At 71.8% G+C, this 20684-nt stretch carries 21 protein-coding genes and 2 pseudogenes; 14 read left to right on the top strand and 9 right to left on the bottom strand.

The genetic code is table 11. The features are described 5' to 3' along the window. Position 1: 1 nt before the first annotated feature. Together ACZ60X_RS27250 and ACZ60X_RS27245 are read left to right on the top strand one after the other, a co-directional pair. Positions 2–319 (top strand): hypothetical protein, encoded by a 318-nt coding sequence (locus ACZ60X_RS27250; RefSeq protein WP_469603573.1) that lies wholly within the window; start codon positions 2–4, stop codon positions 317–319. Then, the gene (locus ACZ60X_RS27245) at positions 316–1068 is read left to right on the top strand and encodes an SDR family NAD(P)-dependent oxidoreductase (protein ID WP_469603571.1); all 753 of its coding nucleotides are present in this window, start codon (positions 316–318) and stop codon (positions 1066–1068) included. Before ACZ60X_RS27250 ends, ACZ60X_RS27245 begins: the two co-directional genes overlap by 4 nt. Before the next feature lie 94 nt (positions 1069–1162). On the opposite strand, the gene ACZ60X_RS27240 is transcribed toward ACZ60X_RS27245, so the two are convergent. Continuing rightward, positions 1163–2092 carry a LysR family transcriptional regulator gene (locus ACZ60X_RS27240; protein ID WP_469603569.1) on the bottom strand — a complete coding sequence of 310 codons (930 nt, stop codon included), beginning with the start codon at positions 2090–2092 and terminating at the stop codon, positions 1163–1165. 88 nt (positions 2093–2180) lie between these two features. Between ACZ60X_RS27240 and ACZ60X_RS27235 the strand changes: the two genes are divergently transcribed. From ACZ60X_RS27235 to ACZ60X_RS27225, 3 genes are all read left to right on the top strand, one after another. After that, a complete protein-coding gene (locus ACZ60X_RS27235) occupies positions 2181–3206 on the top strand; it encodes an FAD-dependent oxidoreductase (RefSeq protein WP_469603567.1) in 1026 nt (341 codons plus the stop codon). Between the two features lie 95 nt (positions 3207–3301). Beyond that, positions 3302–4411 (top strand): hypothetical protein, encoded by a 1110-nt coding sequence (locus tag ACZ60X_RS27230; protein ID WP_469603565.1) that lies wholly within the window; start codon positions 3302–3304, stop codon positions 4409–4411. Positions 4412–4517: 106 nt separating this feature from the next. Further along, positions 4518–5732, top strand: coding sequence for a trypsin-like serine peptidase (locus tag ACZ60X_RS27225; RefSeq protein ID WP_469603563.1), 1215 nt, complete (start codon positions 4518–4520; stop codon positions 5730–5732). Between the two features lie 130 nt (positions 5733–5862). Here ACZ60X_RS27225 and ACZ60X_RS27220 read toward each other — a convergent pair. Then, a pseudogene (locus tag ACZ60X_RS27220) lies at positions 5863–6006 on the bottom strand (MarR family transcriptional regulator); the annotation flags it as partial. Here ACZ60X_RS27220 and ACZ60X_RS27215 point away from each other — a divergent pair. Both ACZ60X_RS27215 and ACZ60X_RS27210 read left to right on the top strand, forming a co-directional pair. Then, on the top strand, positions 5999–6124 hold the full coding sequence (locus ACZ60X_RS27215; protein WP_469603561.1) for a hypothetical protein: 126 nt from the start codon (positions 5999–6001) through the stop codon (positions 6122–6124). The pseudogene ACZ60X_RS27220 and the gene ACZ60X_RS27215 overlap by 8 nt on opposite strands. 237 nt (positions 6125–6361) lie before the next feature. After that, positions 6362–7222 (top strand): SDR family oxidoreductase, encoded by an 861-nt coding sequence (locus ACZ60X_RS27210; RefSeq protein WP_469603559.1) that lies wholly within the window; start codon positions 6362–6364, stop codon positions 7220–7222. A 160-nt stretch (positions 7223–7382) separates the two neighbouring features. On the opposite strand, the gene ACZ60X_RS27205 is transcribed toward ACZ60X_RS27210, so the two are convergent. Together ACZ60X_RS27205 and ACZ60X_RS27200 are read right to left on the bottom strand one after the other, a co-directional pair. Next, entirely contained in the window at positions 7383–7598 is a 216-nt protein-coding gene (locus ACZ60X_RS27205) for a hypothetical protein (protein WP_469603557.1), read from the bottom strand. 197 nt (positions 7599–7795) lie between these two features. Next, positions 7796–8212 (bottom strand): annotated as a pseudogene (locus tag ACZ60X_RS27200) (MFS transporter); the annotation flags it as partial. Between the two features lie 75 nt (positions 8213–8287). Between ACZ60X_RS27200 and ACZ60X_RS27195 the strand changes: the two are divergent. Next, on the top strand, positions 8288–8632 hold the full coding sequence (locus ACZ60X_RS27195; RefSeq protein ID WP_469603554.1) for a hypothetical protein: 345 nt from the start codon (positions 8288–8290) through the stop codon (positions 8630–8632). 484 nt (positions 8633–9116) lie between these two features. On the opposite strand, the gene ACZ60X_RS27190 is transcribed toward ACZ60X_RS27195, so the two are convergent. Then, positions 9117–10052 carry an alpha/beta fold hydrolase gene (locus ACZ60X_RS27190; RefSeq protein WP_469603552.1) on the bottom strand — a complete coding sequence of 312 codons (936 nt, stop codon included), beginning with the start codon at positions 10050–10052 and terminating at the stop codon, positions 9117–9119. Positions 10053–10202: 150 nt separating this feature from the next. Further along, the gene (locus ACZ60X_RS27185) at positions 10203–11126 is read right to left on the bottom strand and encodes an alpha/beta hydrolase (RefSeq protein ID WP_469603549.1); all 924 of its coding nucleotides are present in this window, start codon (positions 11124–11126) and stop codon (positions 10203–10205) included. 54 nt (positions 11127–11180) lie between these two features. Between ACZ60X_RS27185 and ACZ60X_RS27180 the strand changes: the two genes are divergently transcribed. Both ACZ60X_RS27180 and ACZ60X_RS27175 read left to right on the top strand, forming a co-directional pair. After that, a complete protein-coding gene (locus ACZ60X_RS27180) occupies positions 11181–11657 on the top strand; it encodes a MarR family winged helix-turn-helix transcriptional regulator (RefSeq protein WP_469603545.1) in 477 nt (158 codons plus the stop codon). Between the two features lie 337 nt (positions 11658–11994). Beyond that, positions 11995–12120 carry a hypothetical protein gene (locus tag ACZ60X_RS27175; RefSeq protein ID WP_469603542.1) on the top strand — a complete coding sequence of 42 codons (126 nt, stop codon included), beginning with the start codon at positions 11995–11997 and terminating at the stop codon, positions 12118–12120. Between the two features lie 96 nt (positions 12121–12216). Here ACZ60X_RS27175 and ACZ60X_RS27170 read toward each other — a convergent pair whose 3' ends face one another. Continuing rightward, positions 12217–12720 carry a GNAT family N-acetyltransferase gene (locus ACZ60X_RS27170; protein ID WP_469603539.1) on the bottom strand — a complete coding sequence of 168 codons (504 nt, stop codon included), beginning with the start codon at positions 12718–12720 and terminating at the stop codon, positions 12217–12219. A gap of 1459 nt (positions 12721–14179) precedes the next feature. Here ACZ60X_RS27170 and ACZ60X_RS27165 point away from each other — a divergent pair. Together ACZ60X_RS27165 and ACZ60X_RS27160 are read left to right on the top strand one after the other, a co-directional pair. Next, the gene (locus tag ACZ60X_RS27165) at positions 14180–14878 is read left to right on the top strand and encodes an SDR family oxidoreductase (RefSeq protein WP_469603536.1); all 699 of its coding nucleotides are present in this window, start codon (positions 14180–14182) and stop codon (positions 14876–14878) included. A 976-nt stretch (positions 14879–15854) separates the two neighbouring features. Continuing rightward, on the top strand, positions 15855–17150 hold the full coding sequence (locus ACZ60X_RS27160) for an alpha/beta hydrolase family protein (RefSeq protein WP_469603533.1): 1296 nt from the start codon (positions 15855–15857) through the stop codon (positions 17148–17150). Between the two features lie 254 nt (positions 17151–17404). Here ACZ60X_RS27160 and ACZ60X_RS27155 read toward each other — a convergent pair whose 3' ends face one another. Then, positions 17405–17653, bottom strand: coding sequence for a hypothetical protein (locus ACZ60X_RS27155; protein ID WP_469603530.1), 249 nt, complete (start codon positions 17651–17653; stop codon positions 17405–17407). Between the two features lie 864 nt (positions 17654–18517). Between ACZ60X_RS27155 and ACZ60X_RS27150 the strand changes: the two genes are divergently transcribed. Next, positions 18518–18805 (top strand): hypothetical protein, encoded by a 288-nt coding sequence (locus ACZ60X_RS27150; RefSeq protein WP_469603527.1) that lies wholly within the window; start codon positions 18518–18520, stop codon positions 18803–18805. A gap of 328 nt (positions 18806–19133) precedes the next feature. After that, positions 19134–19649 carry a GNAT family N-acetyltransferase gene (locus tag ACZ60X_RS27145; protein WP_469603525.1) on the top strand — a complete coding sequence of 172 codons (516 nt, stop codon included), beginning with the start codon at positions 19134–19136 and terminating at the stop codon, positions 19647–19649. 54 nt (positions 19650–19703) lie between these two features. Here the strand turns inward: ACZ60X_RS27145 and ACZ60X_RS27140 are convergent, their stop codons facing one another. Beyond that, complete coding sequence (locus ACZ60X_RS27140) at positions 19704–20114, bottom strand: class I SAM-dependent methyltransferase (RefSeq protein ID WP_469603522.1); 411 nt, start codon at positions 20112–20114, stop codon at positions 19704–19706. Positions 20115–20684: the final 570 nt, after the last annotated feature.

Raw genomic sequence — 20684 nt, 5'->3', positions numbered from 1 at the left:
CATGATCAACCACACGATGATAGTTTCCTTCGACCAGCACCTGCCCGACGTCGAACTCGATCAATATCTCGCGGACATCGAACGGGTCATGCTCGACAGCGGTTTCGTGCAGTCGGTCGTGACCCGGCGCCACATTCCCGTCCCCGGCGAGGAGGCTATCGAGGCACTGATCGCGACGGCGATCGTGCAGGTCACCGTGGCCGACACCGAGGCACTGGCGAAGGCGTTCACCGCGCCCGGCATACACGAGGTCATCGACCACTGGCAGGCGCGGCACCCGTACAAGGTCGGCTGGGCCAACCACGAGCCGCCGGCATGAGCGGCGTCTGCCGAAAGGCGGGCCTGGTCACCGGTGCCGGCAGCGGGATCGGCCGCGCGGCGGCGCTGGAGTTCGCCCGGAGCGGCGCCGCGGTGGCCGTGCTCGACATCGACGCGGACAAGGCGGCCGAGACCACCGAGATGATCAGGAAGGACGGCGGGGAGGCCCTGGACGTGACCGTGGACATCGCCGACGAACGCTCCGTTCGGGCGGCCGTGGAGCGCACGGCCGCGGTGTACGGCGGCCTCGACTTCGCCGTGAACAACGCCGGCCTGGCCTCGCACCACCGTCGGCTCGACCAGATGGACCCGGCGGAGTTCGAGCGCGTGGTCCGCGTCAACCTGACGGGGACCTTCCTGTGCATGAAGTACGAACTGCCCGCGCTGCGGCGTCGCGGAGGCGGCGCGATCGTCAACGTCGCCTCCAACGGCGGTCTGTACGCGATCCCGACCGCCCCCGCCTACGTGGCCGCCAAGCACGGCATCGTCGGGCTCACCAAGGTCGCCGCGGTCGACTACGCACCGGACGGCATCCGGGTCAACGCCGTGTGCCCCGGCCCGACCCGTACTCCCGGGTTCGAACTGGTGGCAGCCGGCACCGACATGATCGCGCGACAGGAGGCGGTCACGCCCCTCGGCCGGCTGGCCACCCCGGAGGAGGCCGCCGCGGCAGCGGTCTGGCTCTGTTCGGACTCCGCGTCCTATGTCACCGGGATCGCGATGTCGGTCGACGGCGGGCGACGGGCATGAGGGTCATCGCCGTTGAGGAGCACATGGCCACCGGGCGTCCACCGCATCCGCACACGGCACCGGAGGCGCCGGTCCGGGCGGTCGGCGACCGGCGTCACGTCGTACTGGTGTGACTGGCTGTCGTCTCGGTCGGGGGACCGCTGAATGCCGCCGGATGCGCCGTGGCGAGCAGGAGTTGAACGGCCGGGGAGGCGGTTCTCGGGTTGTGCGCCAGGCCGAGGGTGACGGTGGGGGTGGGGGCGGTCACGTGGCGCAGGCGGACGCCGGGTATGCGGAACGTGCGGGCCCGGCCCTCGGGGATGGGCGCTATGCCGTGACCGGCCGCCACGGCGAGCAGGAGCTGCTCGTCATCGGGCTCCTCGCGCACGATACGGGGCTGGTGACCGGGCCACAGTTGTCCGGTGATCCGGCCGTGCATGCCGGGGCCGTTCTCCCGGGGCCACAGGACGACTGGTTCGTCCCTGATCCGGCGTCGGCTGACCCTGGCCGAGGTGCGGGCGAGGGGGTGGTCCGCGGGGACGGCGAGGAGCAGTTCTTCCTCGGCGAGGACGCGGCAGGCCAGCTCCGGAATGTCGAGCGGCGGGCGGACGAAGGCCGCGTCCAGCCGCCCGGCGAGGAGTTCGGCGACGTTGTACGCGGTGAAGCCCGTCTGCAAGGTGACGTCCACGTCGGGACAGCGCCGTCGGAAGGCACCGATCAGCGCGTCGGCCACGCCACCGCGCGCGGAACGGGTGTAGGCCAGGCTGAGCCGCCCCCGACGTCCCTGGGCCACCGCCGCGATCCGTGCGTCGGCCGCCGCCACTTGCTCCAGCACCCGGTTCGCCTCCTCGGCCACCACGAGGCCGACCGGGGTCAGCGTGCAGCCTGCGTTGCCGCGCTCGATCAGCCGGGCGCCGAGCTGCCGTTCCAGGGCCTTGACCTGCTGACTGAGCGCAGGCTGCGCGATGTGCAGCCGCCGTGCGGCCCGGGTGAAGTTCAACTCCTCGGCGAGTACGGCGAAGTAGCGCATTCGACGCAGGTCCATCCGCCGATGATAAGTGGCACTTATCGCAGCTGGGAGAACTCGTCTTGGACACCTGCCGCACATGGCGGCTTGCCTGGACTCAGCCGTGATGACGGTGGACGGTCTGTGGAAGGGGGAGTTCGCGGTGGACATGGACATGGACATGGACGTGGTGGTTGTCGGGGGCGGGATCATCGGACTGACCTGTGCGCTGCGCCTGCAGCGTGAGGGCCTGCGGGTGGCCGTGGTGTCCGCCGACCCTGTGCTGTCGACGGTGTCGGCCGTGGCAGCGGCCGTGTGGTACCCGGTCGGAATGGACGCGGACCGCCGGGCGGTGGCCTGGGCCGCGAGTACCTTCACCGAGCTGGCCCGCCAGGCCGCGGACGGGGTTCCCGGCGTGTCCATGCGCCCCACGTCGATGGTGTCGTACCGCCGGGCGAGTGCGGCCGTGCCGTCGTGGGCAGGGGCTGTCCCCGGACTGCGGCACCTGGATGCGGCCGAACTGGCGCCGGGGTACGCCGACGGCTGGGAGTTCACCGCCCCTCTGGTCGAGATGCCGGTGTACCTGCCCTGGCTGCTCGACCGGTTCCGGCGCGGCGGAGGGACCGTGATCCGTCAGCGGCTGCATTCCCTGGACGAAGCACGCGACCGGGCGCCGGCCGTGGTCAACGCCACCGGGCTGGGCGCCCGTCGGCTGTGCGACGACGCGGCGCTGTACCCGGTGCGCGGGCAGCTGGTCCTGGTCCGGAACCCGGGCCTGCGCCGCTGCCTGCGCGTCCAGGACCACCCCGCCGGGTACACCTACGTCCACCCGCGCGGCACCGATGTCGTCCTCGGCGGCACCTTCGACGCGGACAGCTGGGACACCCGCGCCGACCCGGACACCGCCCGCGCCATCCTCCACCGCTGCACGGAACTCGTACCCGAGCTGCGTGACGCGGAGGTCGTCGGTCACGTAGCCGGTCTGCGCCCGGCGCGCCGCGGTGGTGTCCGCCTGGAGACCGACGCCCGTTCCCTGCCCGGCACCCGGCTCGTCCACAACTACGGCCACGGCGGCGCCGGCGTGACCCTCGGCTGGGGCTGCGCCGACGCCGTCACCGCCCTGCTCACCACCGCATGCCCGGGCACGACATGACCCCCCCCACCGGCCTCCCGTCGCGCCGCGGACGAACGGCGCGGCAGGCGAGCCCACCCCGACAGTTCCCCCGCATCGTTCGAGAAGGGACTTCCATGACCACCGGCCATCCTGTCCGCCCTCTGCGGGAGGCGCTGGACGGACTTCTGGCTGAGGCCGGTGTTCTCGAGCACGGCGTTCTGCTGGGCCGGCCGGTGGCCTGCACCGTCGGCGCCCAGGTGATGACATGGGCCACGCGGGGCTGGGTGCGGATCAGCCCAGGACCATGGGTGCGGCAGACACAGGGCACCGGCGTGCCCTCGCTGCCGCCGGACGAGGCCTGCCTGTGGAGCCTCATGCGGGGGGATCCCGCGGACGGCGAGGAACGTCTGATCGCGGACTTCTGCCCCCGCATGCGGGGCACCATGCAACGGGCCGGCCGGAAGCGTCCGCGGTCTCCGGTATCGGATGCCGTACGGCGGCGGCTGGGTGAGACGGGCAGGACCGCCGCGTGGCGCGCACCGAACCGGCGGCTGCGGCGCTGGACACTCGTCACCCTCTGCGCGCTCGTCCTGACCGGACTCCTTCTCCTCGGTGCCCTGGTGAAGCCGTCTGCCGCCGTGCTGGCCGCGGGGCTGGTGGTCCTTCCGGCCGGGATGGTCCTCGGATTCGTCCGGTCTCTCGTCGGCGGGAAAAGGCCGGAGCCGACCGCGCTCGGACGGGAACTGGCCGAGCGCGCCAGGGAATTCGGCTCCGCCATGGACACGCTGCTCGCGGCGGAGGATCCACTGCCGCCGGACCAGGAAGCGCTGGAGTTCTACGAGCGGGCACTGCCCCTGGCCGTCCTGCTGGGCCTAGGCGGCCCGTGGGAAGCACGGCTGCGCGCACACTACGCCCGCGACCCGAGCCGCACCACCGTGCTCATGGCCTCGTCCGTCGGCGGCTTCAGCGAGAACGTCAGGAACGCCGTCACCGGGGTGGCTCCCCCGACCCGTGGGCGTGATCCGCCGGTCCCACGCCCGCTGCGCCCGTGCCCCGGCTCCTGCCCCGCCCCTCACACATCGGCCGCCGCCCCCGGCCCGGTGCATCAGCCGGTCCTCGGGCGTCAGTCCGCCGATCGCCCGACGCCGTGTCGCCCACGCCTGCCGGGAACCTTCACCATCTCACCTCCGTTCGCCCTCGACTCCACGGGCATAGTGGGGTGGCGCGCGAAAGAGGACCCGTGAAGAGGTGCTCCTTCCGGACGTGCGCGCACCGCGCGTGACCGCGCTCAGCAACGGCCCGTGCCGACGCGGCCGACCAAGTACACGTTTCAACGGGGGTTATCGCACCATGCGTTCCATATCCGTGCCCGGCGCGCGCCGGCCTGAACGGCACCGCACCGTTCTCGCCGCCACCGGGCTCGTGGCGGCCCTGGCACTCACCGCGACCGCTTGCGGCGGCACCGGCTCGCACACGGCGAACAGCGCCTCCGGTGCCACCGCCTCCCAGTCCGGCGACAGTTCCGGGGGCAGGGCCCAGGTGCCGGCCGGCCTCGCGAACAAGCTCAAGGAGCACGGCATCGACGTCTCCCAGTGGGAGAACGGCGGCTGGAAGAACTGGGACAGGTCCACGTGGCTCAGGGACGCCAAGGACTTCGTCAACCCGGTGATCAAGGGTTTGTGGAAGCCGGAGCGGATGCAGTCGGCGCGGGAGGCCGACAAGACGGTCTCCACCAAGGACGCCTACGCCGGCCAGGGCCTGAGCGATCCGGCCCCGCGGCCCGTGCGGGCCGTGGCCGAGAAGACCCCCTACCACAAGTACTCCGCCCCGGTCGGCAAGGTCTTCTTCGACTCGCCCCGAGGCCCGATGGTCTGTTCCGGCACGGTCATCAAGGACGTCAACCACCCGGGCCGGTCCAACCTCGTGTGGACCGCCGGCCACTGTGTGCACGCCGGGCGCGACGGCGGCTGGTACCGCAACATCGCCTTCGTGCCGTCGTACAACGACGACGGCGACTCCGCGGCGCAGATGCGCACCGCCGGCGCCACCGAGGTCGCCCCCTACGGCACATGGTGGGCGGACTGGGTCTCCACCTCGAACGAATGGATCCAGCGGGGCGCCGAGGTGGGCAACGACGGGTCCCCGTACGACTATTCGATCCTGCACGTGAAGCCGGAGAACGGCGGCGGCAAGTCGCTGGAGGAAACCGTCGGCGCGGCGCTCGACGTGGACTTCTCCGCGCCCTCGGCGAACCAGATCGCCGAGCTGGGTGCCTGGGGTTACCCGGCGGCGCCGCCGTACGACGGACTGCAGATGTTCAAGTGCCTCGATCGGCCCGGCCGGCTCGCCATGGGCCCGGGACTGCCGGACATGTACCGCATCGGCTGCACCATGACCGGCGGTTCGTCGGGCGGCGGCTGGTTCCGGGTGGTGAACGGCAGGACCGTACTGGTGTCGAACACCTCGATCGGCCCGGCGGACCACTCCTGGCTGGCGGGCCCGCCGCTGGGGCAGGAGGCGAAGGCGGTGTACGAGAGCATGAGCCGGAAGTACGGCGGACAGTGACGCAGGCATGACGCAGGACCGCCCCCGCCGACCGGGGGCGGCCCTGCGTGCGCGGGACACCTGCCGGCGTGGCTGCCACGGACGGCCGTGTCGACGACCTCGTCCCCCGCGACCCCCGTCGCCCCCGCGTTCATCCCTCCGCCGCTCCCAGGACGAGTACCTGGATGGCGAGTACGGCGGCTCCCCGGGCCCGGTCGTGGAAGTCGGAGACCTTGGTCACCAGGTCGACGGGCGGAGCCAGCCGATGCCGGCGGGCGCGCAGGGCCGTGTGCACCGTCCAGCTCGTCGGCGCACGCCGGATCATGGTCGCGGCACTGCACGCCGTCGGCGAGCATGCCGCCGCGGAGGAGCTGGCCGCCGACGCCGCCCGCCTCGAACCGCCGTCGTCGTGACCGCGACCCGCATCGGCGTGGCGGGTACCGGCCGTGGGGAAGGAGTCCGGCCGCGAAGGCCCCGGCTTCGTCGATCAGGCGGTGGAAGACGAGTGCCCGGCGCAGGGCCTCCTCGGTCCTCACGTCATCCGCCCTGATCCCCGTGGCCGCGGTGCGGTGCCGGGTCCGGCCGCATCCGGCGACTACTCTGCCGCAACAGGCGACAACGCGTCCGGAACCGCACCGAGGAGAACGACGATGGCCAGCACCGACGCCACCTACGCCGTCACCGGCTCGACGGGCCGCCTCGGCGGACGGGTCGCCCGCCGCCTGGCAGCCGCCGGCACCCCACAGACCCTCCTGTGCCGCACCCCGGCCCGCGCACCGCGGCTGCCCGGCGCGGCCGTCGCGGCCGGAGCGTACGGCGACCGCGAAGCCCTCCTGCGCGGCCTGCGCGGCACCGACCGCGTCCTGATGGTCTCCGCCTCGGAGTCCCCGGACCGGCTCCTCCAGCACCGCACCTTCGTCGACGCCGCGGCCGAGGCGGGCGTCGCGCACCTGGTCTACATCTCCTTCTACGGCGCCGCCGCCGACGCGACCTTCACCCTCGCCCGGGACCACTGGCACACCGAGCAGCACATCCGGGCCAGCGGCGTGCCGTTCACCTTCCTCCGGGACAACCTCTACGCCGACTTCATGCCCGGCCTCGTGGGCGACGACGGGGTGATCCGAGGCCCCGCCGGTGACGGTCGGGCCGCCGTCGTCGCACAGGACGACATCGCGGACGCGGTGGTCGCGGTCCTGCGCGATCCGGCCCCGCACGCCGGCCGCGCCTACGAGCTGACCGGCCCCGCGGCGCTCAGCCTCGCGGAGGTGGCGTCGACGCTCACGGCGGTCACCGGGCGCCCGGTCTCCTACGTACCGGAGACCGTCGAGGAGGCCTACGCCTCCCGCGCCGGACACGGCGCTCCCGACTGGCAGCTCGACGCCTGGGTCTCCACCTACACCGCGATCGCCGACGGCTCCCTCGCCCGAGTGACCAGCGCGATCGAGGACCTGACCGGCCATCCGGCCACCACGCTGGAGCAGGTGCTGCGGGCGGTACCCGCCGGGGGCTAGCGCCCGGGCAGGCAACGTTCGCCCCGTCGCGACGCCCGGCACGCTCCCTCGCCGCACCGGCCGAAAGCCCATGTGCGCCCGGTGCGATGACTTCCGACGGCACGCCGACGGCCCGCACCGGAGGCCGCTCCCCGGCAGGCAGACGCTGTCTGCCGGGGAACTAGTCGGTCTCACGCTCCAGTACGCGGCGGGCCGCCTCGGCCTCCGCCGCCGACGGGGACAGCTCGTCCAGCGTGTCCAGTTCGTCGTCCGACGCCAGCTCCCGCTCCCAGGCCGCCGCCAGGTCTTCCTGCTCCTGCCGAGGCCTGTCGCGGACCGCGTCCCGGTGTTCCGGGTCCAGGGCCGTCAGAAAGCGTTCGACCGAGTCCGAGGCCATACCGTGCTCCTTGTCGCGGTGAAGATGAGCGCCACTGTCGGCCCAGCATGTCCAAGCGCGCTCCCACCGCCTCCCCGACACCCCATGGAAACACCCTGATGGCCCCGCCCCTCGTAGCGGCTCCGCGTAGGCGCCGACGCCCGCCGGCGCGGGGCGAGGACGCCGGTCGCGCGGGCGGGCCGCCGGGGTGTCGGCGGTCAGAGCGGCGTGGCCGGGCGGGTCCGGCGGGCCGACGACCTGGCTCCGTGCGCGGCGAGGGCCGTGATGACGACGGAGGCCAGGGTGATGCCGGCGCCGACGTACAGCGGGGCGGTGTTGCCGAGGCCCGCGGTGATGGTCAGTCCGCCGAGCCAGGCGCCGAGCGCGTTGCCGATGTTGGAGGCGGAGACGTTGGCGCTGGCGGCCAGTGCCGCGCCGCCGGCGAAGTCGGTGACGCGCGTGATCATGCCGGGGACGCCGGCGAATCCGGCCACCCCCATCAGGAACACGAGGATCACCGAGGCGGTGGCGCTGCGGGCCAGCAGCCCGAACACGGCCAGGGTGACGGTGAGTCCGAGCAGGGCGAGGCGCAGGGCCCGGTCGCGGTCGCGGTCGGCGGCTCGCCCGCCGATCACATCGGCCGCCGCACCGCCCAGGAGCCCACCCGCCGCCACAGCACCACCGGCAACCAGTGGCGGCTGTACCACGCGGTGGGCGACTGGCCGGACCGGCTCGTCGCGCTCGGCGACGCCGTCTGTGCCTTCAACCCCCTCTACGCGCAAGGACAGACGGTCGCGGCGCTGGAGGCGGAACTCCTCCAGCGCATGCTGGCCCGGCGCGCGGCCTCCGGCCGGCCGGACGGACTGGCCGGGACGTTCCAGAAGAAGCTGGGCCGCCTGCTGCGCGGCCCCTGGACGTTGTCCGCCACCGCGGACCTCATGTGGCACCCGGACGGCCGGACCCCCGCAGTCCGCTTCGCCCACTGGTACAACCCCGCCTCTTCCAGGTGGCGGTGCGGGATCCCGCCGTGTGGGCGAGTTTCGTCCGCGTGGTGAACATGCTCGCCCCGCCGGCGGCGCTGTTCCATCCCGTGGTCGCGCTGAAGGTACTGACCAGAGCGACGGCCCGGCACGACTGAGCACCGCGCCCTCCTCACAGGCGGTCGTCGCACCGGCACGCGCACCGCCAGGGCCCGCGACCGCCGTCGCCAAGGCATCGGCCGCGCACCGGTCCGCGAGACGCCGCGCCGCGGGGCCCTGCGGACGGACCCGGTCACCGACACCGCGCCGGAGTCCTACGCCGCGCTCCCGCAGCGCCGGCCGCACGGCTTCCGCAGCTCGCCGACCGGCCCTGGTGCCCGGGCAGGCGACGTTCGCCCCGTCGCGACGCCCGGCACGCTCCCCCGCTGCGCGGGAGGTGCCCCCACTCGCCGCACCGGCCGAAAGCCCCAAGTACGCCCAGTACGAGGACTTCCGGCCGGCACGCCGACAGCACGCACCGGACGCCGTTCCTCGACGGGCAAACGTTGCTGCCGGGACCCTAGTCCCGGGCCCGGTGGTGAAGCTCGGTGAACGCGAGGATCCGTGCCGCCACCTCATCGGGCCGTTCCAGGAGCATGGCGTGCGTGGCGTCGATGTCCTCGACCGTGACATGAAGCCGGCTCCCCGCCAGTTCGCGCAGGTCCCGCGTCAGCCCCTCGCCGTAGGCGGCCATGAGTTCGTCGAACCACGGCAGGCCGGGTGTGGGCGGGTTGGGCCGTGCCGCCCGGCAGATCAGCAGGGGGCGGCGCGTGCGGCGGTAGAGGGCGAACAGGTCGAGGTCGTCCATGGCCGCGAGCATCTGCAGCGCCGGCTCGCGCTCGGGCCGCAACCACCGCGTCCCGTCCTCGCCTTCGGCCAGCGCCCTGCGCAGTCCCGCGTCGAACAGCGCGCGCTGAATGCCGAGGCTCTCGGCCATCGCCGTCTGCGCGCCGAGCACGGCCTCCATGTCCCGCGCCGGAAGTGCCCGGCCCGCCGCCTGGGCGGCGAATCCCCGGACCTCGTCGAGTCTGCGGCCGACGTACGCGGGGTCCAGCCCGACGTACTGCTCGGGCCGGCCGTATCCGTGGCCGTCGAGGGTGATCGCGGCGGGCGTCTCGGGGTGGGCCACCGCGTACAGGACGGCGACCATTCCACCGAGCGAATGACCGACGGGGACGGCGTGCGGGAGGGCGAGGGCGTCCAGGACCGCGGCCACGTCGTCCAGGACGGCGGAGAACGTCCACGGACCCGACCCCGAGCGGCCGTGCGCCCGCAGGTCCAGGGCGACGACCCGGTGCCGCCGCGTCAACCGCGGTGCCACGGCGGCCCAGTCGGCCAGGGTGCGTCCGGCGCCGTGCAGCAGGAGCAGCGGCGGACCGTCCCCGCCGTGGTCGTGCACGGCCAGGTCCAGTCCGCCCCGGCTGACGTATCGCTCGTGCGGGGGTGGGGTGGGCATGATGCGGCGCTCCGTCTCGGTCGGGTACGTCCTTCGCCGCCCTCACCGTAGAGCCTGTCGGCGTGCCCATGATCATCCGCCAGGAGGAGGCAGGCCGGGGGCCGTTCGGCGCACAATGGATGTACGGCCGGACGAGAAGCACGGCCCGCGCTACGACGCCGGCACGGCCGGCTTTCCGGGCGCGCGCAGGTGCTGGGTGAGGAAGAGGGCCGCCCGGTCGAGCGCCTGGTCCGCCTCGTCGAGCCGGCCGGTGAACGACTGGAAGACGTGCGGCACATCGGCGGTGACGTCGAGGATCACGTCCACCCCGGCGTCCCTCGCGCGCGCGGCCATCCGCGTGGAGTCGTCCAGCAGCACCTCGTTGGTGCCCACCTGGAGCAGCATCGGCGGGAAACCGGTCAGGTCGGCGAGGAGCGCGGGGCTGATCAGTTCCTGGTGCGGGTCCTGACCCGCGAGGTACATCGCCCCCGTGTGCTGCAGGCCCTCGCGGGTGAAGAAGGGGTCGGCGCCGGCCTTGCCGTCCATGCTCTCGCCGGTCCGGGTGCCGTCGAGCCCGGGGGAGAAGGCGACGATCGCCGCCGGCAGCGGCACTCCCGCGGAGCGGGCCGCCAGGCAGGTCGTCACCGTGAGGCCGCCGCCCGCGGAGTCCCCGGCGAAGACGACGCTCGACGGGTCCTCGCCGGTGTCGAGCAGTGCGCGGTAGGCACCGAGCGCGTCCTCGATGGCCGCGGGGAACGGGTGCTCGGGGGCGAGCCGGTAGTCGAGCGAGAAGGCCCTGAAGCCGGTCCTGGCCACCAGGTTCCCCGTCAGCGACAGCGCGGTCTCGGGGGAGCCGAACACGAAGCCGCCGCCGTGGAAGTACAGGATCGTCCCGGGGCGTGGGCGGGCCGCCGGCTCGACCAGCAGGGTCCGCCGGGAGGCGAGCGTCACTTCCGTGGTCCGGATCCCGTCCGGCACGATCATCGTCGCCATCAGCGCCGCGAAGCCCGATCGGATCTCCTCGACCGACCGGGGGCCCTCGGGCCGTGGTGTGCGCACCATCGCGTCGAGCCGCGCGCGCTGTTCCCTGCTCATGGGTGTCCCTCCGCCGTTGGACCTCTGCAAGTGGATGCCGTTACAGTATATGCCGTGGCATATAAATCAAGTGGCTCCGCTCCCGATCTCCAGGCGTTCTTCGCCGGCCTGGTCCGCTGTGAGACGCGGCTGTACAACGCGCTCAACGACCGGCTGCGTGAACGGCACGGGATCGTCACCTCGCAGTTCGAGTTCCTGCGCCACGTGCGGGACCACCCCCGGTCACGCGTGGCCGACCTCGCCGCCGAGTTCGCGGTCGGGATCGGGGCGACGAGCAAGAGCGTCGACCGCCTGGAACGGCACGGGTGGGTGGCCCGGCAGCCGAATCCGGCCGACCGCCGCTCGTCCCTGCTGGTGCTGACCGACGACGGCACGCGCCTGGCCGACGCCGCCGAGCGGACCTTCACCGAGCGGCTCGCGGAGCTGGTCGAGGGCACCCTCGACCCCTGCCTGACGTCGGCCACCGCGCAGGCGCTCGCGCTGCTGCGCGCCGCGTTGGAGCGCGAGGGCGTCGGCATGCCGACGGGCTGACGTGTCGTCACCGGCCGCGCGGGCGACCGCACAGGCCGGCCGCGGAGCGCCGGGCGCCGAGGTCCGCCGCCGGGCCGGGGTCACCAGCCGGCGATCGCCTCGCGGCCCTGCGGGATCGCGAGGTCCAGGAGCCCGGGGAAGCGGGCGTCGAGATCGTCCCGGCTCAACCGGTTCGGCCAGGACGGCGTCGTCACCGAGCTGGGTCAGCTGGATGTCTCTCGGGTCGTCCCAGGCGTCCGGGGGACCAAGGCCATGCGGCTTTCCACCTCCAGCAGCGAGGCAGGGCCGTCAGCTTCGAGAACGTGCAAAGCGCCGAGCGGCCACAGACGATGCGAGGGTGATGCAGGCGTACACAGTGGTCGGGGCGTCGATGGCGACCTGGTCGGCGCCGGCGGGGGAGTGGATCAAGTCGGACGTGGCGGTGCCCCAGCCGCTGCCGGAGGCTGGGGTGGTGTCGGCGTAGCCGTCTACGGCAGGTGCATGTGGGGGTTCATCAGCTGCCCTCCGTCAGGATCCCGTTCGATCGGCAGCCCGCAAGGCCGGTAGGGCCAACAACCACTTACGCGTCGGGATGCTTCGGCAGGGCGAGCCAGTCCGACCAGGAGATCTCGCGGCCGAGGAAGCGCGGCTGCTCGAACGGCCAGTCGGCGGCGATCCACTGCGGCACCAGCGCGTCGAGGGCCTGCTCGACCTTGCTGCCCACCAGCTCGTCCACCACCCACCAGGAGATCTCGCCGTCCGCGCCGGCCTTCTCCGGCGGGTCGATGTATACGCAGCCGAGCAGAGCTGTCTCCGCCGCGTCGAACAGCGCGTAGTTGAAGGACAGATGTGCGGCGATCTCCTTCTCGTGCCGCAACAGGTCGGCCTGGTCTGCCTCGTAGGTCATGGTAGCCGCCGGCCAGCCCCAGGCCGGGCCGAAGATGGTCCACAGCCGCTCGCGCGAACCCATCACAGCCGGATAGTCGAGCGGGGTGTCCGCCTCCCGGATCGGCCGCAGGTGATGCCCACCGCCCGGCAGCGGTACCAGGACAGGGTGGACGAAGTCATCGGGAAGCCAGCTCATGGTGCCCGACCGTAGCAGCGCGCGGCCGTCCGCTGCCCTGGACTTTTTCCCCGTATCCCTGCCCGTGGTGCCTGACGGTCACCTCCGACGACATCAGGGCCCCGAGACTGGTGCCGTAGCCGAGTGCGGACTTTGAGGTGAAGGCGGTGAGCAGGCGGGAGACGTCGTCGGCATGCGTGGCGACTGTTCGTCGCCGGGACATAGGTGGTGCTGCCCGACAGGCCGCGCCAGCGTAAGTGACAAGGTATACCGGCCAGCGAGGTGGCGCGGGAGCGGCAACACCGGTTCGAGGGCGGCCAGCGAGATGGGGCTGCTCATGCGTTCGAGCGTAGGCGCCCGCGCGGACAGCGGCGTTCGGTCACTGACCGAGCAGTGCTTCACGCGCTCCGCGGGGCCAGATGGCCTGCTGGCGGATGCTGAACCCCATGTGGTTCCGGTGAAACACGACATGCCTGGCCACAATGCCGCGTAAGCCGAGCCCGAGACGGCCCGCAGTCGCTGCCTCCTCGAGAGCCTGACCACTGCGCTCCATGCAGGCCGTCCAGCCGCGCAAGTGCCGGAGCGGTCCATCGCCAGAGAGCGGAGCCAGCGTCCAGCGCGAGGAGCTTGCCCATCGGCTCCACCATGGCGCTCAGTTTGTCCAGAGCTACGTCAGCGGGCAGTAGTCGCCGCTCCTCGATCTGTCCCCACACATCACCCTGTCACCCCCCTCCACGCCCGGCGGCGCGTAGGAAGATCGAGAGCACGAGCAGGGACGTGGCCTCGGCGTCGAGAAGCGCTTCCACGTGATCGTCGGCAAACGGTCGTAATCCAGCGCACTCCGAGACTGTCGGTATGCAGGATTCGGTGGCTGATCGCCGTACCTTCCAGGCCGCCAAAGGCGCTGGCCTCGGGCTCATACAGGGTCGGCTGCCCTTCCTTCACGACTCCCCAGGACACGGCCGAGTCAAGTGCCTGCGTCGTGTGCTCGATGGTGTCTTGCAAGCCTGCACCCCGGCACGGAAGGCCCGAGCCGCGGTCGGATAGTCGGCGAAGGTGATGTACGCCTGGTACCAGCCCGTGAGAGGGCGCCGGCCTCCCGTGCCCGGTTGAGAGTGCCCGCGTCGTAGGCGACCGCACTCTTGGCCAGCGTCGCCCCCTCCGCCGTTATGGCCCCGGGCTTCCGGGCGGCCCCCGGCACCATGCCCGCCGGGGGAGGGGATTGCGGTGCGTTGCGCAGGCAGAGTCTGCCTGCCGTGCTGGGCCCGGCACGGAACTCTCAGTGCTGGTTCGGTCGGTTGGAACGGCAGCGTGGTCGGTCGGCGATGGTGCACAGCGCGGCGTAATGATCTCTGGGTAGAGTGCGTGCGTCTCGGAGCCTGAGACCCGGGTCGGTCGACCTCACGCGCCACTTCGCGGTCATCCGACATCCGGTCCTCTGCTGTAGCACCGATGACCACATCCCTGAGGAGGCCGTCACATGGAACCCGTCACGCTGATCACCGGCGGATCGACCGGAATAGGAGCCACCACGGCCCGCACCCTGCTCAAGCAGGGCCACCGCGTGGCCGTCACCGGGCGGGACGCTGACAAGCTGGCCGCCTTCGCCACTTCGGCCGGAGCGGGCAAGCGGCTGCTGACGCTCACGGGCGACGCCGGCGACGCGGAGGATGTCGCCTCAGCTGTGCGCCGCGTGGTGGACGCGTGGGGCAGGCTGGACAACGTCATCGCCAACGCCGGTTTCTCGCTTCCCGGCAACCTGGAGAGTCACGCCCCCGAGGACATGCGCGCCATGGTCCTCACCAACGTCCTGGGGCCGGCCCTACTGGTGCGGGAGAGCCTGCCGCATCTACGGGAGTCCAAGGGCCGGATCGTGATCATCGGTTCGGTCGCCGGGGTGCGCAACACGCCTGGCAACCTGTACTCGGTCACCAAGTGGGCCGCGCACGCCCTGGCCGAGAACACCCGGCTGCTGGTCGGCCAGGACGGGATCGGCGTGACCGTCATCGCCCCCGGGGTGGTGGACAGCCCGTTCTGGGACAAGCGCGGCGGCATCCCCGAGGCGTCGCCGGCGCTGACCGCCGAGCAGATCGCTGACACGATCGTCTTCGCCGTCAACCAGCCCGCGGGCGTGGACATCAACCACATCACCATGCGGCCGACAGGACAGCTCGGCTGACGCGGCGCTTCCAGCCACAGACGACAAGGCGCCCGCGCGCTTGCTCGGCGCCACGGGGTGCACAGCCCGGCGATTTCGGGTGCCTGGGACCCGTCCCGGTCCCGCCGCTGCCCAGGCGACGGTCGTGGTCTTGCTGGAAGCAGAACGGAGGTTGGCCGGGCAGCCGGAGGAAGCCGATCGACTGCCGGCCGCGCTCGCAGACACGAAGACGGATGCGCAGGAGTGGCTGATTGCGCGGCAGCATGTCGGCGAGGTCCTGTCCGCGCCACGGCCTCAGGAGGCCGCCGCGGTCGAACGGAGCCCCTTTCGACCAGGGTGCCGCGGCGGGAGATGCCGGAGCCGCGACTCGTCCCGGTCGCCCCGTTCGCTGAGCTCCGCACGCGACTCGAGCCGAGCCCGAGCGGAAGGTGCACGACCTCGCCACCGTGCTCGCCCAGATCCAGAACAGCGCGGACAAGGAGCCTGAGCAGAAGACGTGAAAGCGGGCCGCCCGCTCCTGCCCGGGTACACCGCGTTGAGCGCCTGCGCCGAACCTGTACCTGCCACTGCTTCAGAGCCGCGCAGCCTGGCCGAACGCGGCACAACCGCCGCCGAAGCACCTTCAGGAGCTGCAAGCCCTGCTGCCGGACGCCGTCCCGGGCCTGCGGCTGACGGCGCTTGGCCCCGTGAGCGGACCGTACGACCTCAGCGGCGCCGAGATCCCCGCCGCCTTCGAAGGCCGGCTGGCACCACGGACCGCGACCTCCTACCTCGCGTACGTGATCACCGCCTGGAACCGGCGCCACCCCACCTCCGTGCCGCCGCCCGACGCCTCCAGTGATCCATTGCCGGTCGATCCTGACCAACGGCGCCCCTGGGGAGTACCCCACCCTGCTCCCCCCACCCCGGTCGGGGGAGCAACCTCATGGGCTCAGGAAGCCGGGAACGGAAGAGTGCTGCTCTGTCAACAGCCCTTCTCCAGAGAACGGACCAAGCGATGGCACCCAGCCGGCGAGACGTCTCGACCCAGCCCACCCGCCCCTTCCGGCGCCCACGCCGCAGCCGCGGCCGTGCGGCTCTGGGCGCCGCGATCTGCCTGTCCGTCGCGGCCGGCACCGCGGCCCCGGCCCTGGCCGCCGGGCCTGCGCGCGTCGCGGGACCGCAGCGCGGAACGCTGGTCTCCGCCGTCGAACTGGAGGGAATGAACGCCGCCCAGGCCACCGCATACGTCAAGGAGAGCGGCTTCGTGGCCCCAGCCGCCGCGAAGAACGGTGCCGATGTCTACCGCATCACCTACCGGACGATCACCGCGACCGGTCGACCGACCGTCGCCAGCGGCCTGGTCACGCTGCCGCGTGCCGCATCCGGCCACGGCCCGCGACAGCTCACTACCGTCTCGTACACCCATGGCACCCTCGCCTACCGGGGCGGCGCCGGGTCGGTCACCGACGGCGCGGACCGCGCGGTGACGGTGATGTTCGCCGGCGCGGGCTTCGCCGCCGTCGCCCCGGACTACCTGGGCCTGGGACTCGGCACCGGACCGCACCCCTACATGGACATCGGTTCGGAGACCACGGCCTCGGTCGACATGCTGAAGGCCGCGCGGGCCTTCGAGGCCGAGAAGGGGGTGATCGCGGACGGAAAGGTCATGGTCACCGGCTTCTCCCAGGGAGCCACCACCGCCATGGGCCTGGGCCGGGCCCTGCAGCGCAACGCCGTCCCGGGCCTGCGGCTGACGGCGCTTGCGCCCGTGAGCGGACCGTACGACCTCAGCGGCGCCGAGATCCCCGCCGCGTTCGACGGCCGGCTGGCACCACGGACCGCGACCTTCTACCTCGCGTACGTGATCACCGCCTGGAACCGGCTCCACCCCCTCTACAGCTCGCCCGCCGAGGCCTTCCGCCCTCCTTACGCCAGCACCGTGACCGCCCTCTTCGACGGCAGCCACCCTGACCAGGAGATCGCGGGCAGGCTCCCGGGCACCCCGGAGGAACTGCTCACCCCTCACTTCATCGAGCGTCTGAAGCACCCCAAGGGCGTGCTCGCACGGATCCTGCGCACCGATGACGCCGTGTGCACCGACTGGACGCCGCACGCCCCCGTCCGCCTCTACGACGGCAACCTGGACACCGACGTCGCTCTCGCCAACACGCTGTCCTGCCGGCACGCTCTGGCGGCCAACGGAGTCGACGCGCCGATCGTCAACGCCGGAAACGTAGACCACACGGGCTCGGCGCTGGTCTCCTACCCGAAGATCCTGCAATGGTTCAGGGGGCTCGTGAACCGGCGGTGACCGGGACCCGAACCGGGAGGTGAAGCGCACCGTCATCGGAGCCGACCGCCGACAACGGCGACGCGATCCCTCGCCCGGGCCCCGGGAAGGGTGGGCGACGAGCATCAGGTGCTCGCGTCCGCCCAGCGCCTGGGGACGCGTGAGGCGCGGTCGTTGCTACGGGGGAGGGAGCCTTGCGCCTCGGGTTCTCCCGTCTCCGGACGCGGCAGTGGCGTGTCGCCGCTGAACGGGCATGCGAGGTCAACCATGTGAGGTCAATCATGTGAGGTCAACCATGTGAGGTCAACCATGTGAGGGAGTCCGGCCACCGACGGCACTTCGAGGCTCCTCGCCGACATCGTCGAGCGCAGGTCCTCACGTACACAGAGGCGTTCCTCGGCCTCCTCCTCGCCGCCGGCACGACCGGCATCGTCGCCCTGTCCACACTCCAGTCGGCGGCCGTCGCCGCGATCCCTGCCGGCCTCGCCGTCGTGAAGGGCACCGTCGACGCTCCTCGGCCGCACCGGAAAAGCATCGCTGACGGGAGCGGATCACAGGACGGGCACGGCGGGACCGGCCCCCTTCGTGCGCTCACGCGATATTCCTGCCCTGCCACTGAACCTGGCAGAGCTTCGGTCCGTCCAAGGAGCATGATGAGACGAACCGTCGCGGTGTTCCTCGTGATTGCCGCCTCCACAGTGCTGAGCGCGTGCGGCAAGGCGGACCAGGCCGTCAAGCAGGGCGGCCCTCCGACTGCTCCGTTTGTTCAGAGCGGCACACAGCCTTTCTCGTCCGGGCGTCCCATCTCCGTCAGCCATGACGGACGCGTTCTTTCCGTCGAGGCGGTGGGGGGCGGCTGCCAGACCGACAGTCTTTCGGCCCGAGAGGCGCCTCGAACCGTGACCCTGACGATCGAGGTCGTGACCCGTGAGAAGTCCGGACAGGGATGTCCCGCCAACGCCGCACTCGTGCCGGCCCATGCAACACTGACGCGGCCGCTGGACGGACGCCGGCTCATCGACGGATCCACTGACCAACCCGTCGCCGCCCCGGTCGTGAGTTCATCGGCCCCGTCCTCCCACTGAACCACGGCCACCAGTCGCCCCCTCAGCCCGCGGAGGGGGCAGAACCGCCCTGGGTGCGACAGTCCATGTGATGAGCAGACCCCTGAAGGAGACGGCGGGCGTCGGCCCAGCGTGTCTCGCTGTCGATGGTGCCGAGCGGACCGGTCCAGCGGACGGTGCCGTAGGTTCAGACCGTGGGCAGGCCGGTGCTGTACCGACCAGCGTACGAAGTGGCCGGTCTCGTCGCGGTAGCCGACCTTGGAGTCGGCCACCCAGCTTTCCAGGTCCGTCTGGGTGCAAGTCCCCAGCGTGAGCCCTTCACCGGTGAGCCAGTCGAGGAAGTTGTTCGCCGCGGTGACGTGGCAGCGCACGTTCAAGGTCCTGGAGCCGGGTGGCGGGCTCTTCGCCGAGGCGGCGCCGGAATCGGCGCGGGTGGTGCCAGACCGCGAAGCAGTGCAGGATGCGGCGTTCGGCGAGGTCGCTGCGGGCGTGGACCGTCGCAGCGATCCACTTCTCCAGAGCGACGAGGTGCTCGTCGCGGGACGGGAGGTGCCGGTCGCGACCAGGACACTGCGCAGGGAACCGCCCTGCGCTACACGATGCCCGGCATGAGCTGACACCGAGACGGCCAGCTACATCAGGCACCATCTCGGCCCTGGCCGGCCGCAGCGACCAACCGTTCACCGAGGACGCCATCACCCTGATCCACACCACCTCGCGCGGCTTCCCCCGCGCGGTCGACAACCTCTGCCCGCCGTCCCTCGTCGCCACGTTCGCCGGCGGCAAGTCCCTCGTCGACGAGAAAACCGCCCAGTCCGCCGTCGCTGAGATCCTCGATTGAGGAAGGTCCGGTTCAGGCCAAGTAAGCGGGATCCAGACCGCTGATGACCGCCGCCTCGCATCATGTGACCGTTCCGAGTACAGCGGCAAGGAGGACTCCGTGCAGTTGCGCAACGTCACACCGGACGACGTCGACGCCTACGTCCGGCTGCGGTGTGACCCGGTCATGATGGCCGATCTCGGCGGCCCACTGCCATGTGAACGCATGCCCGACAAGGTGCGTCGAGACGCCATTGAGGCGGCCGCTGACGTCTCCTGGATCAAGATGATCATTCCCGATCCGGACACTCCCGACGTGGTGGCCGGGGCGGTGACCATCTGGTCTCATGACACCGGCGAAGGGCCCATCTCGGAGATCGGATGGATGATCCTGCCGCAATTCCAGGGCCGTGGCCTGGGCAAGCGTGCGACCCGAACCCTTCTCCAACGGGCCCGGGACGAAGACCGTTGGGGCGTCGTGCACGCGTTCCCGGCAACGAGCAACGGGGCCTCGAACGGCATCTGCCGATCCCTCGGCTTCCGCTTCATCACCGAGCAAGACGTCACGTTCGCGGACCGAGTCCTACGAAGCAACCACTGGGCCATCGACCCGCGCACCGACCTCAAGCCATCCTGACCCCGCAGACCACACGGCCGGGCGATACATGCGGCTGCGTGAATGACCTCCGGTTCACACTCCGACCCGGACACCTCCAGCAGCGGCGAGAGCGGCTGCCGCGGCCCGGCCGCCGGGCAGCGCGGTCACAGCCGGGGGCCCGCGCCAGGGACCGCGGGGGTGCGGGTCCGTAGACGATGTACACGGTGCAACGGCCCGGCCCTGCTTGGTCAGCGGCCTGCGGGGGGACTTCGATGACCGACTCGGCGTCGTCGCGTAGCCGGGGCAGGGCCGGGCGAGCCCGCGCACGGCCGCGGCCTCGCCGCCCTCGGCGTCGAGCTTGATCAGGCGGACGGCGGCGAGGTTCTCCTCGGTGAGCAGGTGCGACAGCGGTGCCACGTCGGCCTCGAAGGAGGCTTCCACGGCGCGCGGGCGGACGGCGGTGGTGCCGCCGAGTTCGGTGGAGTGCTCCGGGTAGAAGGCCATCCACCCCGGGGAGTCGGGAGACTGCGGCGTTGACGGTGCGAACGTTGCCGCAGCGCCCGTTGGCCGCGGATGTTCCCCGTCAGGGCCCGGTGGAAGACGGGGGACGGCTCGATGGCGACGGCCCGGCCGCCAGGCCCGACGAGGCGGGAGGCCGGCGCTGTGAAGTAGGCGGTGTGTGCGCCCGCGTCCGCCACCAGGTCGCCCGGGGTGAGCTGGCCGGCGACGCCGTTCCCTGCTTCGAAAGGCTCCAGTCCTCCGCCGCGACCGGCGAGTACCGGGTCACCCTCGTGGTCGCCGCCTACGTCCGCGACCACGACGTCCTCATCCAACCCGTCACCGGTGCCTCCTGCGACTGCGGCAACAGGGCAGGCCGGGAACGCGGCCCGGAATCCCAGTTAGGCCGGTCAGGTCGCTGTCCTTGCCCAAGAGCTTCTGACCAGCAGGGGCGCGACGGGGCCATTCGACTTGCCTAGCAGGAAAGTTCGAGATAACTTTCCCAGTAGGCAAGTAAACGCGGGGGCGGTCCGGCCTGACCCGGTCCAGCGCGCCCCGGCGGTCCAGCAACGTCTT

This window comes from Streptomyces sp. NPDC104106, from assembly GCF_055584345.1.
The sequence above is the reverse complement of the archived record's forward strand: the minus strand, read 5'-3'. Positions and strand labels throughout refer to the sequence as shown.

Excerpts from the sequence above, each read along its gene's own strand:
- ACZ60X_RS27240 (WP_469603569.1), bottom strand. The coding sequence starts at position 2,092 with ATGGACCTGCGTCGAATGCGCTACTTCGCCGTACTCGCCGAGGAGTTG.
- ACZ60X_RS27245 (WP_469603571.1), top strand. The coding sequence starts at position 316 with ATGAGCGGCGTCTGCCGAAAGGCGGGCCTGGTCACCGGTGCCGGCAGC.
- ACZ60X_RS27160 (WP_469603533.1), top strand. The coding sequence starts at position 15,855 with ATGGCACCCAGCCGGCGAGACGTCTCGACCCAGCCCACCCGCCCCTTC.
- ACZ60X_RS27140 (WP_469603522.1), bottom strand. The coding sequence starts at position 20,114 with ATGGCCTTCTACCCGGAGCACTCCACCGAACTCGGCGGCACCACCGCC.
- ACZ60X_RS27230 (WP_469603565.1), top strand. The coding sequence starts at position 3,302 with ATGACCACCGGCCATCCTGTCCGCCCTCTGCGGGAGGCGCTGGACGGA.
- ACZ60X_RS27185 (WP_469603549.1), bottom strand. The coding sequence starts at position 11,126 with ATGAGCAGGGAACAGCGCGCGCGGCTCGACGCGATGGTGCGCACACCA.
- ACZ60X_RS27165 (WP_469603536.1), top strand. The coding sequence starts at position 14,180 with ATGGAACCCGTCACGCTGATCACCGGCGGATCGACCGGAATAGGAGCC.
- ACZ60X_RS27225 (WP_469603563.1), top strand. The coding sequence starts at position 4,518 with ATGCGTTCCATATCCGTGCCCGGCGCGCGCCGGCCTGAACGGCACCGC.
- ACZ60X_RS27205 (WP_469603557.1), bottom strand. The coding sequence starts at position 7,598 with ATGGCCTCGGACTCGGTCGAACGCTTTCTGACGGCCCTGGACCCGGAA.
- ACZ60X_RS27190 (WP_469603552.1), bottom strand. The coding sequence starts at position 10,052 with ATGCCCACCCCACCCCCGCACGAGCGATACGTCAGCCGGGGCGGACTG.
- ACZ60X_RS27170 (WP_469603539.1), bottom strand. The coding sequence starts at position 12,720 with ATGAGCTGGCTTCCCGATGACTTCGTCCACCCTGTCCTGGTACCGCTG.
- ACZ60X_RS27250 (WP_469603573.1), top strand. The coding sequence starts at position 2 with ATGATCAACCACACGATGATAGTTTCCTTCGACCAGCACCTGCCCGAC.
- ACZ60X_RS27210 (WP_469603559.1), top strand. The coding sequence starts at position 6,362 with ATGGCCAGCACCGACGCCACCTACGCCGTCACCGGCTCGACGGGCCGC.
- ACZ60X_RS27235 (WP_469603567.1), top strand. The coding sequence starts at position 2,181 with ATGACGGTGGACGGTCTGTGGAAGGGGGAGTTCGCGGTGGACATGGAC.